This window comes from Achromobacter sp. ACM02 (assembly GCF_014851605.1).
GTDB lineage: Bacteria > Pseudomonadota > Gammaproteobacteria > Burkholderiales > Burkholderiaceae_B > Achromobacter > Achromobacter aegrifaciens.
On the sequence record NZ_JACUZY010000003.1, the window covers coordinates 569,638 to 588,002 of the forward strand.

Genomic DNA, 18,365 nt, shown 5'->3' on the forward strand with positions numbered 1-18,365 from the left:
CGCCGCCGGACACAAACGGCGAGGCAACGCGAGGTTCAACCGGAAACGCCGCACACCGGTTTCCTGCGCCATTCCCGGCGACAGATCAAGTGCGCGGTGTTATTTTTGTCACGGCCAGGCGTCGCAAAACTCCGCGCTTGGCTATAATTCGCGGGATTTTTCCCAATTGGAGATCTGCATGGAAAGCATCGAACAGCGCGTCAAGAAGATCGTCGCTGAACAACTTGGCGTCAACGAAGCCGAGATCAAGAACGAATCCTCCTTCCTTGACGACCTCGGTGCCGATTCGCTCGACATGGTCGAACTGGTCATGGCGCTCGAAGACGAATTCGAGACCGAGATCCCCGACGAAGAGGCCGAAAAGATCACGACCGTGCAACAAGCGATTGACTACATCAATTCGCACGGCAAGCAGTAAGCTGGGCTTTTACCCTTCTGGTTGCCTCGCGACGTCCGTCGCAGCCAGCCGGAAAATCGGGGCGGTTTCAGGAATTTGCCGTGCGGTCCGCATGCGGGAAGGGCGTAGTAATGCCCGACCCGCTTTCGCGTGGGCCGCACGTGCAGCGCATCCCGAAAACCGCCTTTCTTTTGTCTGTTTGAGGAGTCATCCGTGAAGCGACGTGTCGTCATCACTGGCCTGGGTATCGTTTCTCCCGTCGGGAACGACTTGACCACCGCTTGGGACAATATCGTCAACGGACGTTCTGGCATCAGCCGCATCACCCGTTTCGATCCCTCGGCCATCACCACGCATATTGCCGGCGAAGTCAAAGACTTCGACATCAGCACCTATATCTCGGCCAAGGAAGCCCGCCAGATGGATACCTTCATCCATTACGGCCTGGCCGCCGGGATGCAGGCATGGCGCGACAGCGGCCTGGAAGTCACCGAAGCCAACGCGGAACGCATCGGCGTGATCGTGGGCTCGGGCATCGGCGGTCTGCCGCGCATCGAGGAAACGCAGGTTGAATACCTGGCCAAGGGTCCGCGCCGCATTTCGCCGTTCTTCGTGCCGGGTTCGCTGATCAACCTGATCTCCGGTCATTTGTCCATCGCATATGGCATGAAGGGCCCGAGCTACGCAGTCGTGTCGGCCTGCACCACCGGCCTGCATTGCATCGGCGACGCTGCGCGTCTGATCGAGTACGGCGATGCCGACGTCATGGTTGCCGGCGGCGCCGAGTCCACCGTGTCGCCGCTGGGCATCGGCGGTTTTGCCGCGATGCGCGCCTTGTCGACCCGCAATGACGATCCTCAGACGGCTTCGCGTCCCTGGGACCGCGATCGCGACGGCTTCGTACTGGGCGAGGGTGCGGGCGTACTGGTGCTGGAAGAGTACGAACACGCCAAGAAGCGCGGCGCGCGCATCTACGGCGAGTTCGTGGGCTACGGCATGAGTTCCGATGCGCACCACATCACGGCTCCAGACAAGGACGGTCCGCGTCGCGGCATCGTGAATGCGCTGCGCAACGGCGGCCTGAACCTCGAAGACGTGCAGTACGTCAACGCGCATGGCACCTCGACGCCCCTGGGCGACAAGAACGAAACCGACGCCTTGAAGCTGGCTTTCGGCGATCACGCCAAGAAGCTGGTGGTCAATTCGACCAAGTCCATGACTGGGCACCTGCTTGGCGCGGCCGGTGGTATCGAGGCGGTGTTCACCACCCTGGCGGTCTACAACCAGGTGTCGCCGCCCACGATCAACATCTTCAATCAAGATCCGGAATGCGATTTGGATTACTGCGCCAATGAGGCGCGGCAGATGAAGATCGATGTCGGCCTGTCCAACTCGTTCGGCTTCGGCGGCACCAACGGCTCGATGGCCGTTCGCCGGGTCTGATTTGGAAGAGGCGCTCGGGGAACGCTGGGCGTTTCGCGTGCCCGTCAGGCGGCCAGGAAGCGCCACGGCGCTTTTTGGCCTGGCGCTGGCCGCGGCTGGCGCCAGCGTGCTGACGGCGGCGTCCTGGCACGGCATGGCATGGGCAGCGGGCGCGGCGATTGCGCTCCTGCTTGTGCTGGCCGGGCTGTTACACTCGGCACGGAGCAGCCTGTCCCCCGTATCCGCGTTGCGCGCGGCAGCCGGGGCAGGGAGCTGGCAGGTACGCCTGCCGCAAGGCTGGCAGGACGCAAGGCTGTTGCGAGAACAGCGTGGTCCCCGCTGGCTGACGCTCACTTTGCAGCCCTTGTCCACCGGGAGTACGGCCTTTACCAACAGCACAATCACCCTCACCGTCTGGCAGCGGACGTTGCGCCCCGAGTCCTGGCGGCGCCTGTGCCTGCTGGCCGGCGCGGCGCGGCCTGCCCGTCCGGCGCCCAGCCTGCGGGAGGCGTCATGAGCGAGCGCGAAGTCGACGCCGAGCTTGTCGCGCGCGTCCAGCGGGGCGACAAGAAGGCTTTCGACCTGCTGGTGCTCAAGTACCAGCGCAAGATTCTCCGTCTGCTGGCCCGCATGATCCGCGACCCCGCGGAAATCGAGGACGTGGCCCAGGAGGCTTTCATCAAGGCCTACCGCGCCTTGCCCCAATTCCGTGGGGAGAGCGCCTTTTACACCTGGTTGTACCGGATCGCCATCAACACGGCGCGCAACTGGCTGGCCTCGCAGGGCCGGCGTCCCAGCGCGCCCAATGCGATAGAAACGGAAGACGGTGAAACTTTTAACGAAACCGACAACCTAACCGATATAAGCACGCCGGAATCCATGGTCGCCAGCCGCGAAATCGCCGAGACGGTGAACGCGGCTATTGAGGAATTGCCGGAAGAATTGCGTACCGCAATTGTCCTGCGTGAAATCGAAGGTATGAGTTACGAAGACATCGCCCAGAGCATGGATTGCCCGATAGGTACGGTGCGTTCCCGCATTTTTCGTGCGCGTGAAGCCATCGCCACCAAGTTGCGTCCGTTGCTAGGCACCGATGCCGAGCGTCGCTGGTAAGGAGTGGCAGTCATGCAAACAGCAGCCAAATCCGTTGTGATCGCCGAGTCCTCCTGGGAGGAGTCGGTTTCCGCCTGGATGGACGGAGAGGAATCCGACGACATCTTTCCCGGCTTGTTGTCCCGCGAGGGGCGCGAGACCTGGGACACCTATCATCTGATCGGTGATTCCCTGCGCAACGCCGATCTGGCGCTGACCCCCAGCGCGGCCTTCCAGGCCCGCCTGGCACGGGCGCTGGACGCGGAATTGCCCATTGTTGCGGCGCCTCGGCGCCGCTCGCCATTGCGGGTCGGCCTGTCCGGCCTGGCGGTGGCCGCTGCCGTGGCGACCGTCGCCTGGGTGGCGCAGCCTTACCTGACCGGCGAACCGGCGACCGAAGTCCGGGTACTGGCCGATGCCAGCTCGCCCGCCGCGGCTGCCGACGATTCGGGCTTGCGCGACTACCTGGAAGCGCATCGCCAGATGGCTGGCCCGAGCGCCGTGCGCCAGGTGTCCTTTGACACCGGGGTGGGGCGCTGATGGCGTTGGTGCTTCCATCGCGCTGGCCGGTGCTGGGCCGGGCCGCCACGCTGCAGGCCCACCGCGCCGGCTGGTTTGCCGCCACGCTTTTGACCGCTTTCCTGGCTGCGCACGAACCCGCGCGCGCGGCCGATGCCGCGCCCGCCGTCACCGATGACGTGGTCCAGCTGCTGACCCGCATCCAACAAGCCGCCCGCAAGCAGGACTACGCGGGCGTCTTCATGTACCAGCAGGGCGAAACGATCCAGTCCTCGCGCCTGGTGCACGTGGTGGACGGCACCGGTGAACGCGAACGCCTGGAAATCCTCGACGGCCAGCCCCGCGAGTACCTGCGTCACAACGAAGACGTGCAGTGTCTGCTGCCCGAGCGCAAGACCGTGTTGCTGGAGCGCCGCCGAGGCGACCGCTTTCCCGGTCTGCTGCTGGGCGACGCGGCCAACCTGTCCGAGCACTACAAGATCCACGCCGAGTCCGCGCTGCACCGCGTGGCCGGGCGCGAATGCCGCCTGATCACGATCGAGCCGCTGGACAAGCTGCGCTACGGCTACCGGCTGTGCGCGGACGTCGAAACCAATCTGCTGCTCAAGGCCCAGACGCTGAACGCCGCCCGCGGCGTGGTCGAGCAGGTGTCCTTCACCTCGCTGCGGCTGGGCTCGGAAGTCGATCCCCAGTTGCTGAGCTCGCGCTGGAGCACGCGCGACTGGAAGGTGCTGGAACCCTCGATGAAACCGGTGGATCTGGCTGCCCAGGGGTGGCGCATCCCGGCGCCCAAGGGCTTCAAGGCCGTCATGCAGGTGGCCCGTTCGATGGGGAAGGGCATTACGGTCAACCAGATGGTATTGTCCGACGGACTGGCGGCCATTTCCGTGTTCATCGAACCCTACGACAGCCAGCGCGGCCACCGTCCTCCCCACGGCGCCGCGCAGCGCGGGGCGATCACGGTCTATGGCACGCGCATCGCTGATTTCTGGCTGACCGCCGTGGGCGAAGTGCCCATCGCGACGCTGGAGCAGCTGGCGCAAGCCACTGAATATGTGCCCGCCGCGCCTGTGGCAGCAGCCCCCGGGGCCGAGTCCAAGTGATCGGCCGGGTATGGCAAGCAGCAATTTCGGAGTAACACTTATGAAAGCAATGACAGTGTCGAATGCTTTTTTCCGGCGCTTTCTGGTGGCGGCCGCGGCCAGCGTCATGTTGGCCGGCGCCTATGTGCCTGCCGCCGTCGCCCAGGCGCCGACGGTGACGCTGCCTGATTTCACTAGCATTGTCGAAAAGGCCGACCCCGCGGTCGTCAACATCCGCACCACGGCCACGGTGCCGGTGCGCGGCATGGGCCCCGGCGGCGGCAATGATCCCTATGAACTGTTCCGCTGGTTCTTCGGCCCCGAATTCCAGCCGCCCGGCGGCGGCGCTCAGCCCGGCCCCTCGCCGCGTCAGCGTCCGCAGCCATCCCAGCCCGAAGAGCGCACCGTGCCGCGCGGCGTGGGTTCCGGCTTCTTCATTTCCGATGACGGCTACATCCTGACCAACAACCACGTGGTGGTGGACGCGACGGACATCTACGTTACGCTGACCGACGGCCGCGAGTTCAAGGCCAAGGTCATCGGCACGGACGAGCGCACCGACGTGGCGCTGATCAAGATCGAAGCCAAGGACATGACCCCGCTGGTGATCGGCGATCCCAAGAAGCTGAAGAAGGGGCAGTGGGTGCTGGCCATCGGTTCGCCGTTCGGCCTGGATTCCACCGTGACCTCCGGCATCGTCAGCGCCATCGGCCGCGATACCGGCGAATACCTGCCGTTCATCCAGACCGACGTGGCGGTCAACCCGGGCAACTCGGGCGGTCCGCTGATCAACCTGCAAGGCGAGGTGGTGGGCATCAATTCCCAGATCATTTCGCGCAGCGGCGGCTTCATGGGCATTTCGCTGGCCATTCCGATCGACGAAGCCATGCGCGTGGTGGACCAGTTGCGCGCTACCGGCAAGGTCACGCGCGGCCGCGTCGGCGTGCAGATCGGCGAAGTGGGCAAGGACGTGGCCGAAGCCATCGGCTTGCCCAAGGCCGAAGGCGCGTTGGTCAGCAGCGTGGAAGCCGATGGTCCTGCCGAGCAGGCAGGCGTGCAGCCGGGCGACGTGATCCTCAAGTTCAACGGCGAACCCATCAAGCGTTGGTCCGACCTGCCCCGCATCGTGGGCGAAACCAAGCCGGGCACGCGCGCCGACATGGAAGTGTGGCGCAAGGGCAAGAACCTGACGCTGACGGTCAAGGTGGGCGAGATCCCGACCGAGAAGGCCGCGGGCGCCAGCAAGAAGGGTGCGCCGCCAGTCCCGGAAGTCACCAATGCGCTGGGTCTGGGCGTGGTCGACGTGCCGGCCGACGTGCAGAAGAAGCTGCGCATCAAGGGCGGCGTCCAGGTCAAGGTGGCCGAAGGCGCTGCGGCCAAGGCCGGCCTGCAGGAAGGCGATATCGTGTTGGCCCTGAACGACACCGACGTCACGGGCGCCAAGCAGTTCGGCGAACTCGTGGCCAAGCTGGACAAGGGCCGCGCCGCAGGGTTGCTGGTGCGCCGCGGCGACCAGACGCAGTGGGTGGCGGTGCCGGCATCGAAGTAATGCCGGGCCCGTCTTCCGAGTCCGCAGAAAAAAGGCGCAAGACCGGCTAAAATGCCTGGTTGCCGCAAGAGGGGGCGCATGGCGCCCCCTTGTTTTGCCCGGGCCAGGCCCGTTGGCACCCTCCTCGTCAGCCGTGCGTATTCCGGCGGCGGTGTCTTCCGGCCCAGTGCCGAGTGTTCCGTCCCTTATAACTTCAAGCATGCAGCATATTCGCAACTTCTCCATCATTGCCCACATCGATCACGGCAAATCGACCCTGGCCGATCGCCTGATCCAGCGCTGCGGCGGATTGGCGGATCGCGAGATGTCGGCGCAGGTCCTCGATTCCATGGAAATCGAACGCGAGCGCGGCATCACCATCAAGGCCCAGACCGCGGCCCTGCACTACAAGGCGCAGGACGGCAAGGTCTACAACCTGAACCTGATCGACACCCCGGGGCACGTGGACTTCTCGTATGAAGTCAGCCGCTCCCTGTCGGCCTGCGAAGGCGCGCTGCTGGTGGTGGACGCTTCGCAGGGCGTGGAAGCGCAGACCGTGGCCAACTGCTACACCGCCATCGAGCTGGGCGTGGAAGTGCTGCCCGTGCTGAACAAGATGGACCTGCCGCAGGCTGATCCCGACAGCGCCCGCCAGGAAGTCGAGGATGTGATCGGCATCGACGCCTCGCAGGCGGTGCTGGCCAGCGCCAAGACCGGCATGGGCATCGACGAGATCCTGGAAATGGTCGTGGCCCGCGTGCCGCCGCCCAAGGGCGATCCCGACGCGCCGCTGCAGGCCCTCATCATCGATTCGTGGTTCGACAACTACGTGGGCGTGGTGATGCTGGTGCGCATCATCAACGGCGTGCTCAAGCCCAAGGACAAGATCCTGCTGATGGCGTCCGGCGCCACCCACCTTTGCGAGCAGACCGGCGTGTTCACGCCGAAGTCGCAACAGCGTCCGCATCTGTCGGCGGGCGAAGTGGGCTTCATCATCGCCGGCATCAAGCAGCTGGAAGACGCCAAGGTGGGCGATACCGTCACGTTGGCCAACAAGCCTGCAGCCGAACCGCTGCCCGGCTTCAAGGAAGTGAAGCCGCAGGTGTTCGCGGGCCTGTACCCCGTGGAAAGCTCCGAATACGACCAGCTGCGCGATTCGCTTGAAAAGCTCAAGCTGAACGACGCCGCGCTGATGTTCGAGCCGGAAGTGTCGCAGGCGCTGGGCTTCGGTTTCCGTTGCGGCTTCCTGGGTCTTTTGCACATGGAAATCGTGCAGGAGCGCCTGGAGCGCGAATTCGACATGGACATCATCACCACCGCGCCGTCGGTGGTGTACGAGGTCGAACAGCGCGACGGTTCCGTGATCACCGTGGAAAGCCCGTCGCGCATGCCGGAAATCGGCAAGATCGCCGACATCCGCGAACCCATCGTGAAGGTCACGCTATTCATGCCGCAGGACTACGTGGGTCCTGTCATGACGCTGTGCAATAACAAGCGCGGCGTGCAGGTCAACATGAGCTACCACGGCCGCCAGGTGCACCTGGTGTACGAGATCCCGCTGGCCGAGATCGTGCTGGACTTCTTCGACAAGCTGAAGTCGGTGTCGCGCGGCTACGCTTCGATGGACTACGAGTTCCTGGAGTACCGCTCGGCCGACGTGGTGCGCGTGGACCTGCTGATCAACAACGACCGCGTCGACGCGCTGGCCGTGATCGTCCACCGCAGCAACGCGCGCCATCGCGCCCGCGACGTGGTCACGCGCATGCGCGGCCTGATTCCGCGCCAGATGTTCGACGTGGTGATCCAGGCCGCCATCGGCGCCGAAATCATCGCGCGTGAAAACGTCAAGGCGTTGCGCAAGAACGTGCTGGCCAAGTGCTACGGCGGCGACATCTCGCGCAAGAAGAAGCTGCTGGAAAAGCAGAAGGCCGGCAAGAAGCGCATGAAGCAGGTGGGTAGCGTGGAAATTCCGCAGGAGGCGTTCCTGGCCATCCTGCAAGTGGAAGACAAATAGAACCCGAAAAGGCGGTTAGCTGATGAGTTGGAACTTTGCCCTGATTCTTTTTGTTTTGCTGGTGTTGACCGGCATTATCTGGGTGCTTGATCTGGCAGTGCTGCGCAAGGGCCGCGAACGCCGGGCCCAGGCGGCAATGGCGCAATACGATACGGCCCTGGTCGGCGACGCCCAGGAAGCCGAGCGCCTGCGCCGCGAAGCCGGCGACGCCGCGCGCCGCATGCCGTGGTGGATCGAATACGCCGTCAGCTTCTTCCCCGTCATCCTGTTCGTGTTCATGCTGCGCTCGTTCGTGGTCGAGCCGTTCCGCATTCCGTCGGGCTCGATGCTGCCGACCCTGCAATCGGGCGATCTGATCCTGGTGAACAAGTTCAGCTACGGCCTGCGCCTGCCGGTCATCGACAAGAAGATCATCGAGGTGGGCAAGCCCCAGCGCGGCGACGTGTTCGTGTTCCGCTACCCCGTGGATCCGGACGTCGACTACATCAAGCGCGTGGTCGGCCTGCCGGGCGACGAGGTCGCCTACCTGGACAAAAAGCTCTACATCAACGGCGAATTGGTGCCGCATGAGCGCGACGGCGACTACTTCGAGCCGGATCGTGTGTCATATATTGCGCAATATAAAGAGAAGTTGGGCGACGTTGAGCACAAAATCCTGCTGGATGAGGGCAAGCCGCAGGAGTATGGCCCGATGTGGCAATTTCCCAACCGCCAGAACTGCCAATACAGCCGTAATGGGGTACGCTGCAAAGTACCCGAGGGGCAGTTTTTCGCCATGGGCGATAATCGGGATAACAGCGCCGACAGCCGATACTGGGGCTTCGTACCGGAAGCCAATATCGTCGGCCGCGCGTTCTTCATCTGGATGAATTTCAGCGATCTCAGCCGCATCGGCCGGTTCAACTGATTATGTCGCTAGCCACGCTAGAAAACCGCCTGGATCACCACTTCAGTGATTCGGCATTGCTCGAACAGGCGCTGACGCACCGCAGCCACGGTGCGCGCCACAACGAGCGCCTGGAATTCCTTGGGGATTCCGTGCTGAACTTTGTCGTTGCGGCGATGCTGTTCGAGCGTTATTCCAAAATCGACGAAGGCGATCTGTCGCGCCTGCGCGCCAATCTGGTCAAGCAGGCCTCGCTGGCGGATATCGCCCAGCGGCTGGAACTGTCGCAATACCTGCGTCTGGGCGAAGGCGAATTGAAGAGCGGCGGTTTCCGCCGGCCTTCCATCCTGGCGGACACGGTCGAAGCCCTGTTCGGCGCCGTGTTCCTGGACGCGGGTTTCGACGCCGCCCGTCGCGTGATCGTGCGCCAGTACCAGCCGGTGCTGGCTTCGGTCGATCCCAAGACCCTGGGCAAGGACGCCAAGACCTTGCTGCAGGAATTCCTGCAGGGCCGCAAGCTGGCGCTGCCGGTGTACACGGTGGTGGCCACGCATGGCGCGGCCCATAGCCAGCAGTTCGAAGTCGAGTGCGCCATTCCGGCGCTCGAGATCAAGGTGATGGCGCCCGGCGCCAGCCGCCGTGCCGCCGAGCAATCGGCGGCCAAGCTGGCGCTGGAGGCCGCGTTGGCCGTCAGCCCGGCGACCAAGGCTGCCCGCAAGTCGGGCAAGGCGCGCAAAACCGCGCAATTGTCGCTGCCGGTGGCAGTGGCTCAAGAGACTAAATGAGCGATACCCCTTTTCGTACCGGCTTCGTCGCCATCGTGGGCCGCCCCAACGTGGGCAAGTCCACCCTGACGAACGCCCTGATCGGTTCCAAGATTTCCATCGTGTCGCGCAAGGCGCAGACCACGCGCCACCGCATCCACGGTGTGTTGACGCGCGAGCACGAGCAGTTCGTATTCGTCGATACGCCGGGTTTCCAGACCCGCCATGGCGGCGCAATGAACCGCATGATGAACCGCGTGGTCACGCAGGCCCTGGCCGACGTGGACGTGGTGGTGCATGTGGTGGAAGCCGGCAAATGGTCCGAGGGCGACGCCAAGCTGCTGCCGCTTTTGCCCGCGCCGGAACGCACCATCCTGGTCGTCTCCAAGATCGACGCATTGAAGAACCGCGACGACCTGTTCGCCTTCGTGTCCAAGATCATGGCGCTGCATCCGTTCGGCGCCGTGGTGCCCGTCAGCGCCACCAAGAACCAGCAGCTGGATCAGCTGTTGCAAGAAATCGCGTCGCGCCTGCCGGAAGGCGAGCCGATGTTCGAGGAAGACACGCTGACCGACCGCCCCATGCGCTTCATCGCCGCCGAACTGGTGCGCGAGAAGATCTTCCGCCTGGTTGGCGACGAACTGCCTTACGGCTGTACCGTCGTCATCGAGCAATGGGAAGAAACCAGCAAGGGCGCCAGCATCAATGCCTGCGTGGTGGTCGAGCGCGACAGCCACAAACCCATCCTGTTGGGCGCGGGCGGCATGCACATGAAGCGCATCGCCACGGAGGCGCGGCAGGACATCGCCAAGCTGCTGGACAAGCCGGTGCACCTGGAGGTCTACATCAAGGTGCGCAAGGGCTGGTCCGACCGCGAGGGTGCGCTCCGCGATCTGGGCTATGAGTAGACGGGCGCCTCGCGTCCAGGATCGCCCCGGATACATGTTGCACGCCACCGCGTGGCGTGAAACCTCCCTCATCGTTCAGACTTTCTCACGCGATCACGGCTGTGTGGCCATGGTCGCCAAGGGCGCGAAGCGCCCGTATTCCGTCCTGCGTCCCGTGTTGTCCGCGTTCCAGCCGCTGCTGCTGTCGTGGACCGGCAATGGCGAGGTCAAGACGCTGACGCGCGCCGAGATCGCGGGCATCCGGCCGCTGACCGGCACCGCGCTGATGTCGGCCTGGTATATGAACGAACTGCTGCTGCGGCTGCTGCCGCGCGAAGACGCCCATCCGCTGTTGTTCGACGCCTACGACTTCGCCTTGCAGCAGTTGTCCGGCGGCACCCGCGCCGCGGGCGCGCTGCGCCGCTTCGAATGGACGCTGCTGCGCGAAACCGGTTATGGCGTGGACGAGGATCCCCCCGATTTCGACGACCCGGCGATCGAGCCGGCCCTGCGCCGCGACCTGCGCGAACGGCTGGCCGAAATCCTGGCGGGCCGTCCCTTGTCGACCCGCCGCGTGTTGCTGGACCTGCAACGCATCTGAGCGCAGCGCGATCCGGCCATGACCTTCACGCTCAAGCAGGTCGAGACCTTCCGCACCGTCTATGAAACGGAAAGCGTCACCGCCGCTGCCAGACGGCTGGACGTGTCGCCCGCCACCGTCAGCGCGACCCTGGCCGCGCTCGAAGCCAGCATCGAGCTGCGTCTGTTCGAGCGCGTACGCCAGCGCATGCAGCGCACGCCCGAGGCGACCCTGCTGTATGAAGAAATCCGCCGCCTGAACGTCGGGCTGGAAAGCCTGGGCCGCAAGATCCGCGCCATCCGCGGCGCGGCGCAGCCGCGGCTGCGCATCGGCTGCATCCATGCCTATAGCGGCGCCATCATCAGCGACACTATTGCTCGCTTTCGCGAGCGCTATCCTGATACCGGCCTGTATCTGCAGATCCGGGATTCCAATACCTTGCGCGACATGGTGGTGTCGGGCGAGCTGGACCTGGCAGCTGTGGCCGACGAATCCGAACTCGAAGGCTTGCGCGGCCACCGGCTGGCCAGTTTGCGCGCCGTGGCGGTTTTTCCCAAGGGGCATCCGCTGGCGCGGCTGGAGCAAGTGGATTTTTCGCACCTGGCCGACGCCGACGTGATCGCGCTGAACGCCGAGGACGGCTCGCGCAAGCGCCTGGACGCGCTGTTGGCGCAAGCGGGGCAGAGCCTGAAGGTGGCCATCGAGACGCCTTATTCCAGCACCGTGTGCCAACTGGCGCTGGCGGGGCATGGCGTGGGCATCGCCAACCCGGCCACGGCAGTCGGCATGGCGGCGGCGGGCCTGTGCTATCGCCCGCTGGCCGCGCCGGTGCATTTCGAATGCCACATGATCCTGCATGGCAGCCGCCCCTTGTCCGAGGCGGGCAAGTTCTGGGCGACCTGTCTGCGCGGCGCGTTGGCGCCGCTGGTGGAAAGCTTTGGCGTCTAGCGCGCCGAAGCCGGCCCCCGGGCGCTAGCCGCGGCGCCCGTCCGAGGTCACGATCAACACCACGGACGACTCCGCATCCAACAAGCCCGAGCGCCGCAGCCGCGACACGGCAGCCAGCGCCGCGGCCGATGACAGCTCGGTCGCCAGGCCAATGCGTTCCAGCCGCTGCTGCGCTTGCGCGGCCGCGGCGTCCGAGATCTCCACCGGCGTGCCGCCGGAACGCGTCAAGGCTTCCAGCGATTGCAGCGTGCTGGTGCTGCCCGCGATCGAATACTGGTCCGTCACGCCGTCCCATTGCTTGCGCGCGTCGCCTGTGGCGCGCGCGCGCGACAGGCGGGCGTACGGCTCCACCGCATGCAGGCGCGGAAGGCGCGCGATGCGGCCGGTTTGCAGCAGATGCTGCCAACCCAGGAAGATGCCCCACAGCAGATCGCCGCGCGCGGTGGGCACCACGATGTCACTGGGCACGCCGCAGCTTTCCAGGATCTCCTGCGCGATGGGCTTGTAGCCTTCCACGCCGTAGGGGTGGGTGCCCACGGGCGGATTCAGATAGTTCGTGCCGGCGAAGGCGCCGTGGTTGCGACACAAGTCCTCGACATGGGGCCAGCGGCTCAGGCTGTCCTCGAAGGCGGTCAGCCGGGCGCCGAAGCGCTGCATGGCCTCGCGCTGCAAGGGCGGGCAGTTGGTGGTGATGGCGATGTCGGCTTCCAGCCGCGCGGCGGCGCAATAGGCGGCCAGCGAGACGCCGGCATTGCCGCTGGAGGCGGCCGCCACGCGGGTGGCGCCGGCCAGGCGCGCGCGCGACACCAGTTGGGCCGCCATGCGGTCCTTGTGGCTGCCGGTGGGGTTGGCGCTTTCGCATTTCAGCCAGAGCTGGCCCACGCCTTCAGTCTGCGCCAGCGCGGGCGCCGCGAGGCAGGGAGTGGCGCCTTCGCCCAGCGTGACGGCGTCCAGCACCGGCAGGGGCATGGCGCCGTCGGCCGAGGGTTCGTACAGGCATTCCAGGCTGGCGGGGTGGCCGGCTTCCAGGCAGCTGGGGCAGCCTTCGGGGTAATCGGCCGGCGGCCACAGGCTGGCGCAACGGATGCAGCGCAGGCCGGACAAGCTAGGGTTCATCTGCATGGGTCAATACTTCGAGGCAAGGGAATCGAGGGGAAGGGCGGGCGCGACTTGCAGCAGGCAATCGCCGTCGTCGCTGCGGGCGATGGCGCGCAGGCACACGACAGTGCCGGCCTGCGGACTGGTCAGCGCGCGCGGCGCCATGTCGGGTCGGGCGGGTTCCAGCAGTTGGCCGATGCGCTGGCGCGCATTGACCAGTTGTCCCAGTTCGACAGCGGGCACGAACACGCCAGCCTCGCTGGCGCGCAGGGTGGCGGCGGGAGCGTCCAGGTCATAGAGGCGGACCTCGGGGCGGCGCGCGGGCGGGCGGTCGGGCAGGAGGCCGAGCTCGCCCAGGCAGCCCAGCAGGCCGTCGCGGCAGCGGTCGACCAGCGCCTGGCTGGTTTCGCGGCCGCCCCCGATCTCGGCGCTCAGGCGCAGCACCCCATGGCGGCTGGCGGCGGCCGGCATGGAGCCGGACTCCGTGCCGCGGAAGTACATGCAATCGGGCAGCCCGAAGGCTCGCGCCAGGGCGGGCAGGCGTTCGTCGTAGGCGTCGTCGCCGTAGCGCGTGATGACCGACGAGGGCAGGTAGCGCAGCGACGCGCCGCCGCTGTGCACGTCCACCAGCGCCTGTATGCGCGGCAGCAGCCGGGCTTCCAGCGCGGCGGCCACGCTTTCCGTGTAGCCGCGCGCGGGGGCGCCCAGGAAAGCGCGGTTGAGGTTGCCGCCGTCGGACGGCGACAGGCGCGTGCCCGCCAGCGAGGCCTCGGCGTTGGCCGCGGGCAGCAGGTAGACCGTGCCGCGTTGCAGGATGCCGGGCAGCAGGCGCCACAGCTCCAGGATGGCGGCCTGGCCTTCCCATTCGTCGCCATGCACGCCCGCCATCAAGGCAACGGCGGGGCCAGGCCCCGCCTCGATCCGCAGCATCGGTATGGTGACGCGCCGGTAGGCCGACGCGTTGGTCGCCGCGGCGCAGGAAAAGTCCTCGCGGCTTACCGTGGCCATGCGGCGGCTCCTGCTGATGTGACGATCCGGTTCAATCCAGCGTCGTGCCGGCGGCCTTGATGATGCCTTCCCATTTGGGCAGCTCCTTGCGTATCTGGTTCTGTACGTCCTGCGGCGTGCCACCCAGCGGTTCCTGGGAGCGGCTGCGCAGTTCCTTGCTGACGCCGTCCGAGCGCAGCGCAGCGTTCATTGCCGCGTTCAGCCGCGCGATGACCTCGGGCGGGGTGCCGGCGGGCGCGACCAGCGCGCTCCAGGCCGATTGCTCGTAGTCGGGATACCCTTGCTCCGCCACCGTCGGCACGTCCGGATTGGAGGCGGCGCGGGTCTTGGTCGTGACCGCCAGCGCGCGCAAGCGGCCATCCTTCAGGTTGCCGATCAGTGGCGGCAGGTTTTCCATCATGGAATCGACATGGCCGCCCAGCAGGTCGGACAACTGCGCGGCCGTGGCCTTGTACGGGATCTGGCGCACGGCGGCGCCGGTCTGGGCGATGAAGAGCTTGACCCCGACCTCGCTGGTGGTGCCCGGGTCGGCGGAGGTCATCGTCAGGCGCTCCGGCTGGGCGCGGCTGGCCTCGATGAACCCCTTCAGGTCGCGATAGGGCGAGGACGCGTTCACCACGATGACGTTGGGCGTTTCGGCCACCAGCCCGATGGCGGCGATGTCGCGGTCCAGGTCGTAGAGCTGCTGCTTGAACAGGAACCGGTGCAGCACCAGCGTGCCGACGTGGGCATAGCCGATGGTGTAGCCGTCGGCCGGCGCGCGCGCCACGGCCTGGGTGCCGATACGGCCGCCCGCGCCGACGCGGTTCTCCACGACCACGGGCTGGCCCAGCTGGCGGCTCATTTCCTGGCCCACCAGGCGCGCAGTGATGTCGGCGTTGCCGCCCGCTGCGGCCGGCACGATCAGGGTGATGGCGCGTTCCGGATAGGCGGCCAGCGCGGCGGGCGCGGCCAAGCTTAGCAACACGGCGGCAAGACAGGCGGTGCGTTTCATGACGTTTCCCCAGGCATTGAGAGCTGCGCCATTGTGCGGTCGCGGCCTGGGGAATACGTTTGTTTCAATGATATGGATGTTCAATAAAACCTAAGACCTGTCCGCATTGCGCCGGTCGGCGGTCCGTCCCAGCCCGTGGCCCACGGCGGCGGCCGCCAGCGCGCACAGGGCGCCCAGCGCGGCGATCAGCGCCGGGCCGTAGCCCAGCATGTCCACGCCCGCCTTGACCCAGCCGCTGGCCGCATCGCCCGCGCGGTAGACCACGGTGTCGATGACGTTCTTGGTCTTGTACTTGTCTTCGGGCGAGACTGCAGTGAACAGCATTTCGCGCCCCGGCCGGATCAGCGCGTACTCGCCGACCCGGCGCACGATCATGGCCGCGGCCAGCACGCCGAAGACGGGAAAGGCCGCCAGCGCCAGGAAAGCGGCCGTCATCGTCAGCGGCACGGCGGTCAGCAGGAAGCGCAGCCCCAGACGCGTGGCCACGCGCCCGGTGATGAAGAGCTGCGACAGCAGCGACAGCGCCTGTACCGTGAAGTCCAGCGCGCTGAAGACCCGGATGCGCTGGGCCGTGTCGGTAAAGGCATGCGCCACCAGCCGCGCCTGCTCCATGTAGAGAAACGTGTTGAGCGTGGCCAGCAGGATCACCAGCAGCGAAATCCCCAGCAGGTAAGGTGACTGGAAGATGCGCGAGAGGCCGGCCAGGATCGAACCTTCCAGCGGTCGGCGCATGTCGTCCGACGCCGCGTCCTCGCGGTGGGCCGCGCGCCAGCGCAGCAGCCAGCGCTTGAGGGGCAGGGTGGCGGTCAACAGCAGCGCCGACAGCAGCAACAGGCCGGCCGGACCGAGCGCGCCGGCCAGCAGGCCGCCCAACAGCGGGCCTGCCAGCCCGCCGGCGCTGGCGCCCGCGGCAATCAGCGCGAACAGGCGCTTGGCGGACTCCATGCGGAATACGTCGGCCATCAGGCTCCAGGCGATGGAGACGACGAACAGGTTGAAGACCGACAGCCAGACGTAGAAGCTGCGCGCCGCCCAGACGCTGCCGGGGCGCAGATGGAGCAGGGCGGCGAAGCCGGCCATGCTGAGCGCGAAAGCGGCATAGACCCAGGTCACCAGCATGGCGCGTGGCACGCGCGCCGACAGCCAGCCGAACAGCGGCACCACGGCCAGCATGGCGATGAAGGTCGCGGTGAACAGCCATTGCAGCTGGTCGACGCCCGCCTGGATGCCCATGGTCTCGCGTATCGGCCGCAGCATGAAATAGCCGCAGAACAGAAAGAAGAAAAACGCGAAGCCGCAGGCTGCCGGCGCCAGTTCTTCCTGCGGAATGCCCAAGGCCTGCGCGGCGCGGCCTGGCAAGCTGCCGGGGGCGGACGCCATGGCGTCAGGCCAGCAGCGCGGCGATGCGTTCCCGCATGGCGGCGTCCGGCAGCGGCCCGAAGCCGGCCTGCGCGTTGTCCGCCATGTTGGCCGGCTTGGAAGTGGCGGGAATGACGGCGGTGACCGCGGGATGGCCGATGATGAACTTCAGGAAGATCTGCGCCCAGGATCCGCAATCGATCTCGGCGGCCAGCTCGGGCAGCGCCATCCCCTTGACCCGGCGGAACAGCGCGCCGTCCTGGAACGGGCGGTTGATCAGCACCGCGACGCCGTGGGCCTGGCAGGCGGGCAACAGGCGTTTTTCGGCGCTGCGGTCGGCTACGGACAGGTTGATCTGCAGGAAATCGGGCTTTTCGCGTTCGACCAGTTCGGTCAGTTCGTCGTGGGCATGGTCGGTGTAGTGCGTGATGCCCAGATAGCGGATCACGCCTTGCTGCTTCAGTTCGCGCAGCAGCGCCAATTGGTTGGCGGTGTCGATCAGGTTGTGCACCTGGACCAGGTCGAGCTTGTCGCTGCCCAGCGCCTGTTGCGATTGGCGCACCTGGCGCATGGCTGACTCGTGGCCCTGCGTGCTGATCTTGGTCGCCAGGAAGGTCCTGGCCCGCACGCCGCCGTCGCGCGCCAGCAGCGCGCCGGTGACCGCTTCCGCCTGCCCGTAGCTGGGCGCGGTGTCGATCAGCTTGCCGCCCTTCTGCAGCAGCGTATCCAGCACCTGCGCCAGCGGCGCCATGGCGGCCTTGTCGGCGGGGGACACGTTGAAGGTGTCGGCGGTGCCCAGGCCGATCACAGGCAGCGCCTCGCCGGAGGCGGGTATGTTCCGCCTGTGCATGGGAGTTACCACGCTGAGGGCGCGGGCCGTCCAGGCCGGCCCGGTCAGGGCGGCGGCGGCAGCGGTCTGGAGGAAGCGGCGGCGGTCGGGCATGGCGTGGCTCCAGCGGGAAAGGGCGCCCGGGAGGGGCAAAGAAAAGGGCCTACACGTGAATGCAGGCCCAAGGTAAAAAAAGAGCCCACACGTGAATGTAGGCTCTTTGTGCCGGTTTGGCAGCGTTGCGATTACTCGCGGTTGCCGCCGAAGATGCCCAGCAGCATCAGCAGGTTCGAGAAGACGTTGTAGACGTCCAGGTAGATGGCCAGCGTGGCGGACACGTAGTTGGTTTCGCCGCCGTTGACCACGCGCTGCAGGTCGACCAGCATGAAGGCCGAGAAGATGACGATGGCCAGGACCGAGATGGTCAGCATCAGCGCGGGCAGTTGCAGGAAGATGTTGGCCAGGGCCGCCACCAGGATCACGACCGCGCCGATGAACAGGAATTTCTGCAATCCCGACAGGTCGCGCTTGATGGTGGTGGCCAGCGTGGCCATCGTGCCGAACACGATCGCGGTGCCGCCGAAGGCCGTCATGACCAGCTGCGAGCCGTTGCTCATGCCCATGACGAAGCCCAGCAGGCGCGACAGCATCACGCCCATGAAGAACGTGAAGGCCAGCAGCAGGACCACGCCCAGCGAGCTGTTCTTGTTCTTTTCGATCGCGAACATCAGGCCGAACGCGCCCACCAGGAACACGATGGCGGACAGGCCGGGACTTGCGCCCATGATGCGGTTGATGCCGGTGTACATGCCCACGGCCGCGCCCAGCACGGTCGGGATCAGCGAGAGCGCCAAGAGCCAATAGGTGTTGCGCAGCACCTGGTTGCGCGCGACCTCGCCCGGCGCGCCGGCTACGGCGCCGGAACGGTTAAAAGGGGACGGACGATATTCGTTCATTG

18 protein-coding genes are annotated in these 18,365 nt (G+C 66.2%); 12 read left to right on the forward strand and 6 right to left on the reverse strand.

What is annotated here, in order from left to right; all coding sequences use genetic code 11:
* Nucleotides 1-178: 178 nt before the first annotated feature.
* The 12 genes from acpP (at nt 179) to IB258_RS11565 (ending at nt 12,119) form a co-directional block, all read left to right on the forward strand.
* The gene (gene acpP, locus IB258_RS11510) at nt 179-418 is read left to right on the forward strand and encodes an acyl carrier protein (RefSeq protein WP_003813816.1); all 240 of its coding nucleotides are present in this window, start codon (nt 179-181) and stop codon (nt 416-418) included.
* A gap of 192 nt (nt 419-610) precedes the next feature.
* Nucleotides 611-1,840, forward strand: coding sequence for a beta-ketoacyl-ACP synthase II (gene fabF / locus IB258_RS11515; protein WP_054450616.1), 1,230 nt, complete (start codon nt 611-613; stop codon nt 1,838-1,840).
* A gap of 492 nt (nt 1,841-2,332) precedes the next feature.
* Nucleotides 2,333-2,932 carry an RNA polymerase sigma factor RpoE gene (gene rpoE, locus IB258_RS11520; RefSeq protein WP_006389292.1) on the forward strand — a complete coding sequence of 200 codons (600 nt, stop codon included), beginning with the start codon at nt 2,333-2,335 and terminating at the stop codon, nt 2,930-2,932.
* Between the two features lie 12 nt (nt 2,933-2,944).
* The gene (locus tag IB258_RS11525; protein ID WP_054450617.1) at nt 2,945-3,451 is read left to right on the forward strand and encodes a sigma-E factor negative regulatory protein; all 507 of its coding nucleotides are present in this window, start codon (nt 2,945-2,947) and stop codon (nt 3,449-3,451) included.
* The gene (locus tag IB258_RS11530; protein ID WP_192352603.1) at nt 3,451-4,533 is read left to right on the forward strand and encodes a MucB/RseB C-terminal domain-containing protein; all 1,083 of its coding nucleotides are present in this window, start codon (nt 3,451-3,453) and stop codon (nt 4,531-4,533) included. The genes IB258_RS11525 and IB258_RS11530 overlap by 1 nt, the downstream gene beginning before the upstream one ends.
* 40 nt (nt 4,534-4,573) lie before the next feature.
* The gene (locus IB258_RS11535) at nt 4,574-6,061 is read left to right on the forward strand and encodes a DegQ family serine endoprotease (protein WP_054450621.1); all 1,488 of its coding nucleotides are present in this window, start codon (nt 4,574-4,576) and stop codon (nt 6,059-6,061) included.
* Between the two features lie 199 nt (nt 6,062-6,260).
* Nucleotides 6,261-8,054 carry a translation elongation factor 4 gene (gene lepA / locus IB258_RS11540; RefSeq protein ID WP_054450623.1) on the forward strand — a complete coding sequence of 598 codons (1,794 nt, stop codon included), beginning with the start codon at nt 6,261-6,263 and terminating at the stop codon, nt 8,052-8,054.
* A gap of 22 nt (nt 8,055-8,076) precedes the next feature.
* On the forward strand, nt 8,077-8,961 hold the full coding sequence (gene lepB, locus IB258_RS11545) for a signal peptidase I (protein WP_054450625.1): 885 nt from the start codon (nt 8,077-8,079) through the stop codon (nt 8,959-8,961).
* A gap of 2 nt (nt 8,962-8,963) precedes the next feature.
* On the forward strand, nt 8,964-9,725 hold the full coding sequence (gene rnc / locus IB258_RS11550; protein ID WP_054450627.1) for a ribonuclease III: 762 nt from the start codon (nt 8,964-8,966) through the stop codon (nt 9,723-9,725).
* On the forward strand, nt 9,722-10,612 hold the full coding sequence (gene era / locus IB258_RS11555) for a GTPase Era (RefSeq protein WP_054450629.1): 891 nt from the start codon (nt 9,722-9,724) through the stop codon (nt 10,610-10,612). The genes rnc and era overlap by 4 nt, the downstream gene beginning before the upstream one ends.
* Nucleotides 10,605-11,192 carry a DNA repair protein RecO gene (recO, locus tag IB258_RS11560; protein WP_054450631.1) on the forward strand — a complete coding sequence of 196 codons (588 nt, stop codon included), beginning with the start codon at nt 10,605-10,607 and terminating at the stop codon, nt 11,190-11,192. Before era ends, recO begins: the two co-directional genes overlap by 8 nt.
* 18 nt (nt 11,193-11,210) lie before the next feature.
* Nucleotides 11,211-12,119 (forward strand): LysR family transcriptional regulator, encoded by a 909-nt coding sequence (locus IB258_RS11565; protein ID WP_054450632.1) that lies wholly within the window; start codon nt 11,211-11,213, stop codon nt 12,117-12,119.
* Between the two features lie 24 nt (nt 12,120-12,143).
* Here the strand turns inward: IB258_RS11565 and IB258_RS11570 are convergent, their stop codons facing one another.
* The 6 genes from IB258_RS11570 to IB258_RS11595 form a co-directional block, all read right to left on the reverse strand.
* Nucleotides 12,144-13,241 (reverse strand): pyridoxal-phosphate dependent enzyme, encoded by a 1,098-nt coding sequence (locus tag IB258_RS11570; RefSeq protein WP_054450634.1) that lies wholly within the window; start codon nt 13,239-13,241, stop codon nt 12,144-12,146.
* Between the two features lie 3 nt (nt 13,242-13,244).
* Entirely contained in the window at nt 13,245-14,225 is a 981-nt protein-coding gene (locus IB258_RS11575; RefSeq protein WP_175181238.1) for a succinylglutamate desuccinylase/aspartoacylase family protein, read from the reverse strand.
* A gap of 31 nt (nt 14,226-14,256) precedes the next feature.
* Nucleotides 14,257-15,219: a tripartite tricarboxylate transporter substrate binding protein gene (locus IB258_RS11580; protein ID WP_054450638.1), complete on the reverse strand. Its 963-nt coding sequence runs from the start codon at nt 15,217-15,219 to the stop codon at nt 14,257-14,259.
* A 90-nt stretch (nt 15,220-15,309) separates the two neighbouring features.
* On the reverse strand, nt 15,310-16,599 hold the full coding sequence (locus IB258_RS11585) for an NTP/NDP exchange transporter (RefSeq protein WP_175181239.1): 1,290 nt from the start codon (nt 16,597-16,599) through the stop codon (nt 15,310-15,312).
* Nucleotides 16,600-16,603: 4 nt separating this feature from the next.
* Entirely contained in the window at nt 16,604-17,521 is a 918-nt protein-coding gene (locus tag IB258_RS11590) for an aldo/keto reductase (RefSeq protein ID WP_192329939.1), read from the reverse strand.
* 131 nt (nt 17,522-17,652) lie between these two features.
* Nucleotides 17,653-18,363, reverse strand: a complete 711-nt coding sequence (locus IB258_RS11595; RefSeq protein WP_054450644.1) for a Bax inhibitor-1/YccA family protein — start codon at nt 18,361-18,363, stop codon at nt 17,653-17,655.
* Nucleotides 18,364-18,365: the final 2 nt, after the last annotated feature.

Excerpts from the sequence above, each read along its gene's own strand:
- recO (WP_054450631.1), top strand. The coding sequence starts at position 10,605 with ATGAGTAGACGGGCGCCTCGCGTCCAGGATCGCCCCGGATACATGTTG.
- IB258_RS11535 (WP_054450621.1), top strand. The coding sequence starts at position 4,574 with ATGAAAGCAATGACAGTGTCGAATGCTTTTTTCCGGCGCTTTCTGGTG.
- lepB (WP_054450625.1), top strand. The coding sequence starts at position 8,077 with ATGAGTTGGAACTTTGCCCTGATTCTTTTTGTTTTGCTGGTGTTGACC.
- lepA (WP_054450623.1), top strand. The coding sequence starts at position 6,261 with ATGCAGCATATTCGCAACTTCTCCATCATTGCCCACATCGATCACGGC.
- rpoE (WP_006389292.1), top strand. The coding sequence starts at position 2,333 with ATGAGCGAGCGCGAAGTCGACGCCGAGCTTGTCGCGCGCGTCCAGCGG.
- acpP (WP_003813816.1), top strand. The coding sequence starts at position 179 with ATGGAAAGCATCGAACAGCGCGTCAAGAAGATCGTCGCTGAACAACTT.
- IB258_RS11585 (WP_175181239.1), bottom strand. The coding sequence starts at position 16,599 with ATGGCGTCCGCCCCCGGCAGCTTGCCAGGCCGCGCCGCGCAGGCCTTG.
- IB258_RS11530 (WP_192352603.1), top strand. The coding sequence starts at position 3,451 with ATGGCGTTGGTGCTTCCATCGCGCTGGCCGGTGCTGGGCCGGGCCGCC.
- era (WP_054450629.1), top strand. The coding sequence starts at position 9,722 with ATGAGCGATACCCCTTTTCGTACCGGCTTCGTCGCCATCGTGGGCCGC.
- IB258_RS11570 (WP_054450634.1), bottom strand. The coding sequence starts at position 13,241 with ATGCAGATGAACCCTAGCTTGTCCGGCCTGCGCTGCATCCGTTGCGCC.
- IB258_RS11580 (WP_054450638.1), bottom strand. The coding sequence starts at position 15,219 with ATGAAACGCACCGCCTGTCTTGCCGCCGTGTTGCTAAGCTTGGCCGCG.
- IB258_RS11590 (WP_192329939.1), bottom strand. The coding sequence starts at position 17,521 with ATGCCCGACCGCCGCCGCTTCCTCCAGACCGCTGCCGCCGCCGCCCTG.
- IB258_RS11525 (WP_054450617.1), top strand. The coding sequence starts at position 2,945 with ATGCAAACAGCAGCCAAATCCGTTGTGATCGCCGAGTCCTCCTGGGAG.
- rnc (WP_054450627.1), top strand. The coding sequence starts at position 8,964 with ATGTCGCTAGCCACGCTAGAAAACCGCCTGGATCACCACTTCAGTGAT.
- IB258_RS11565 (WP_054450632.1), top strand. The coding sequence starts at position 11,211 with ATGACCTTCACGCTCAAGCAGGTCGAGACCTTCCGCACCGTCTATGAA.
- IB258_RS11575 (WP_175181238.1), bottom strand. The coding sequence starts at position 14,225 with ATGGCCACGGTAAGCCGCGAGGACTTTTCCTGCGCCGCGGCGACCAAC.
- IB258_RS11595 (WP_054450644.1), bottom strand. The coding sequence starts at position 18,363 with ATGAACGAATATCGTCCGTCCCCTTTTAACCGTTCCGGCGCCGTAGCC.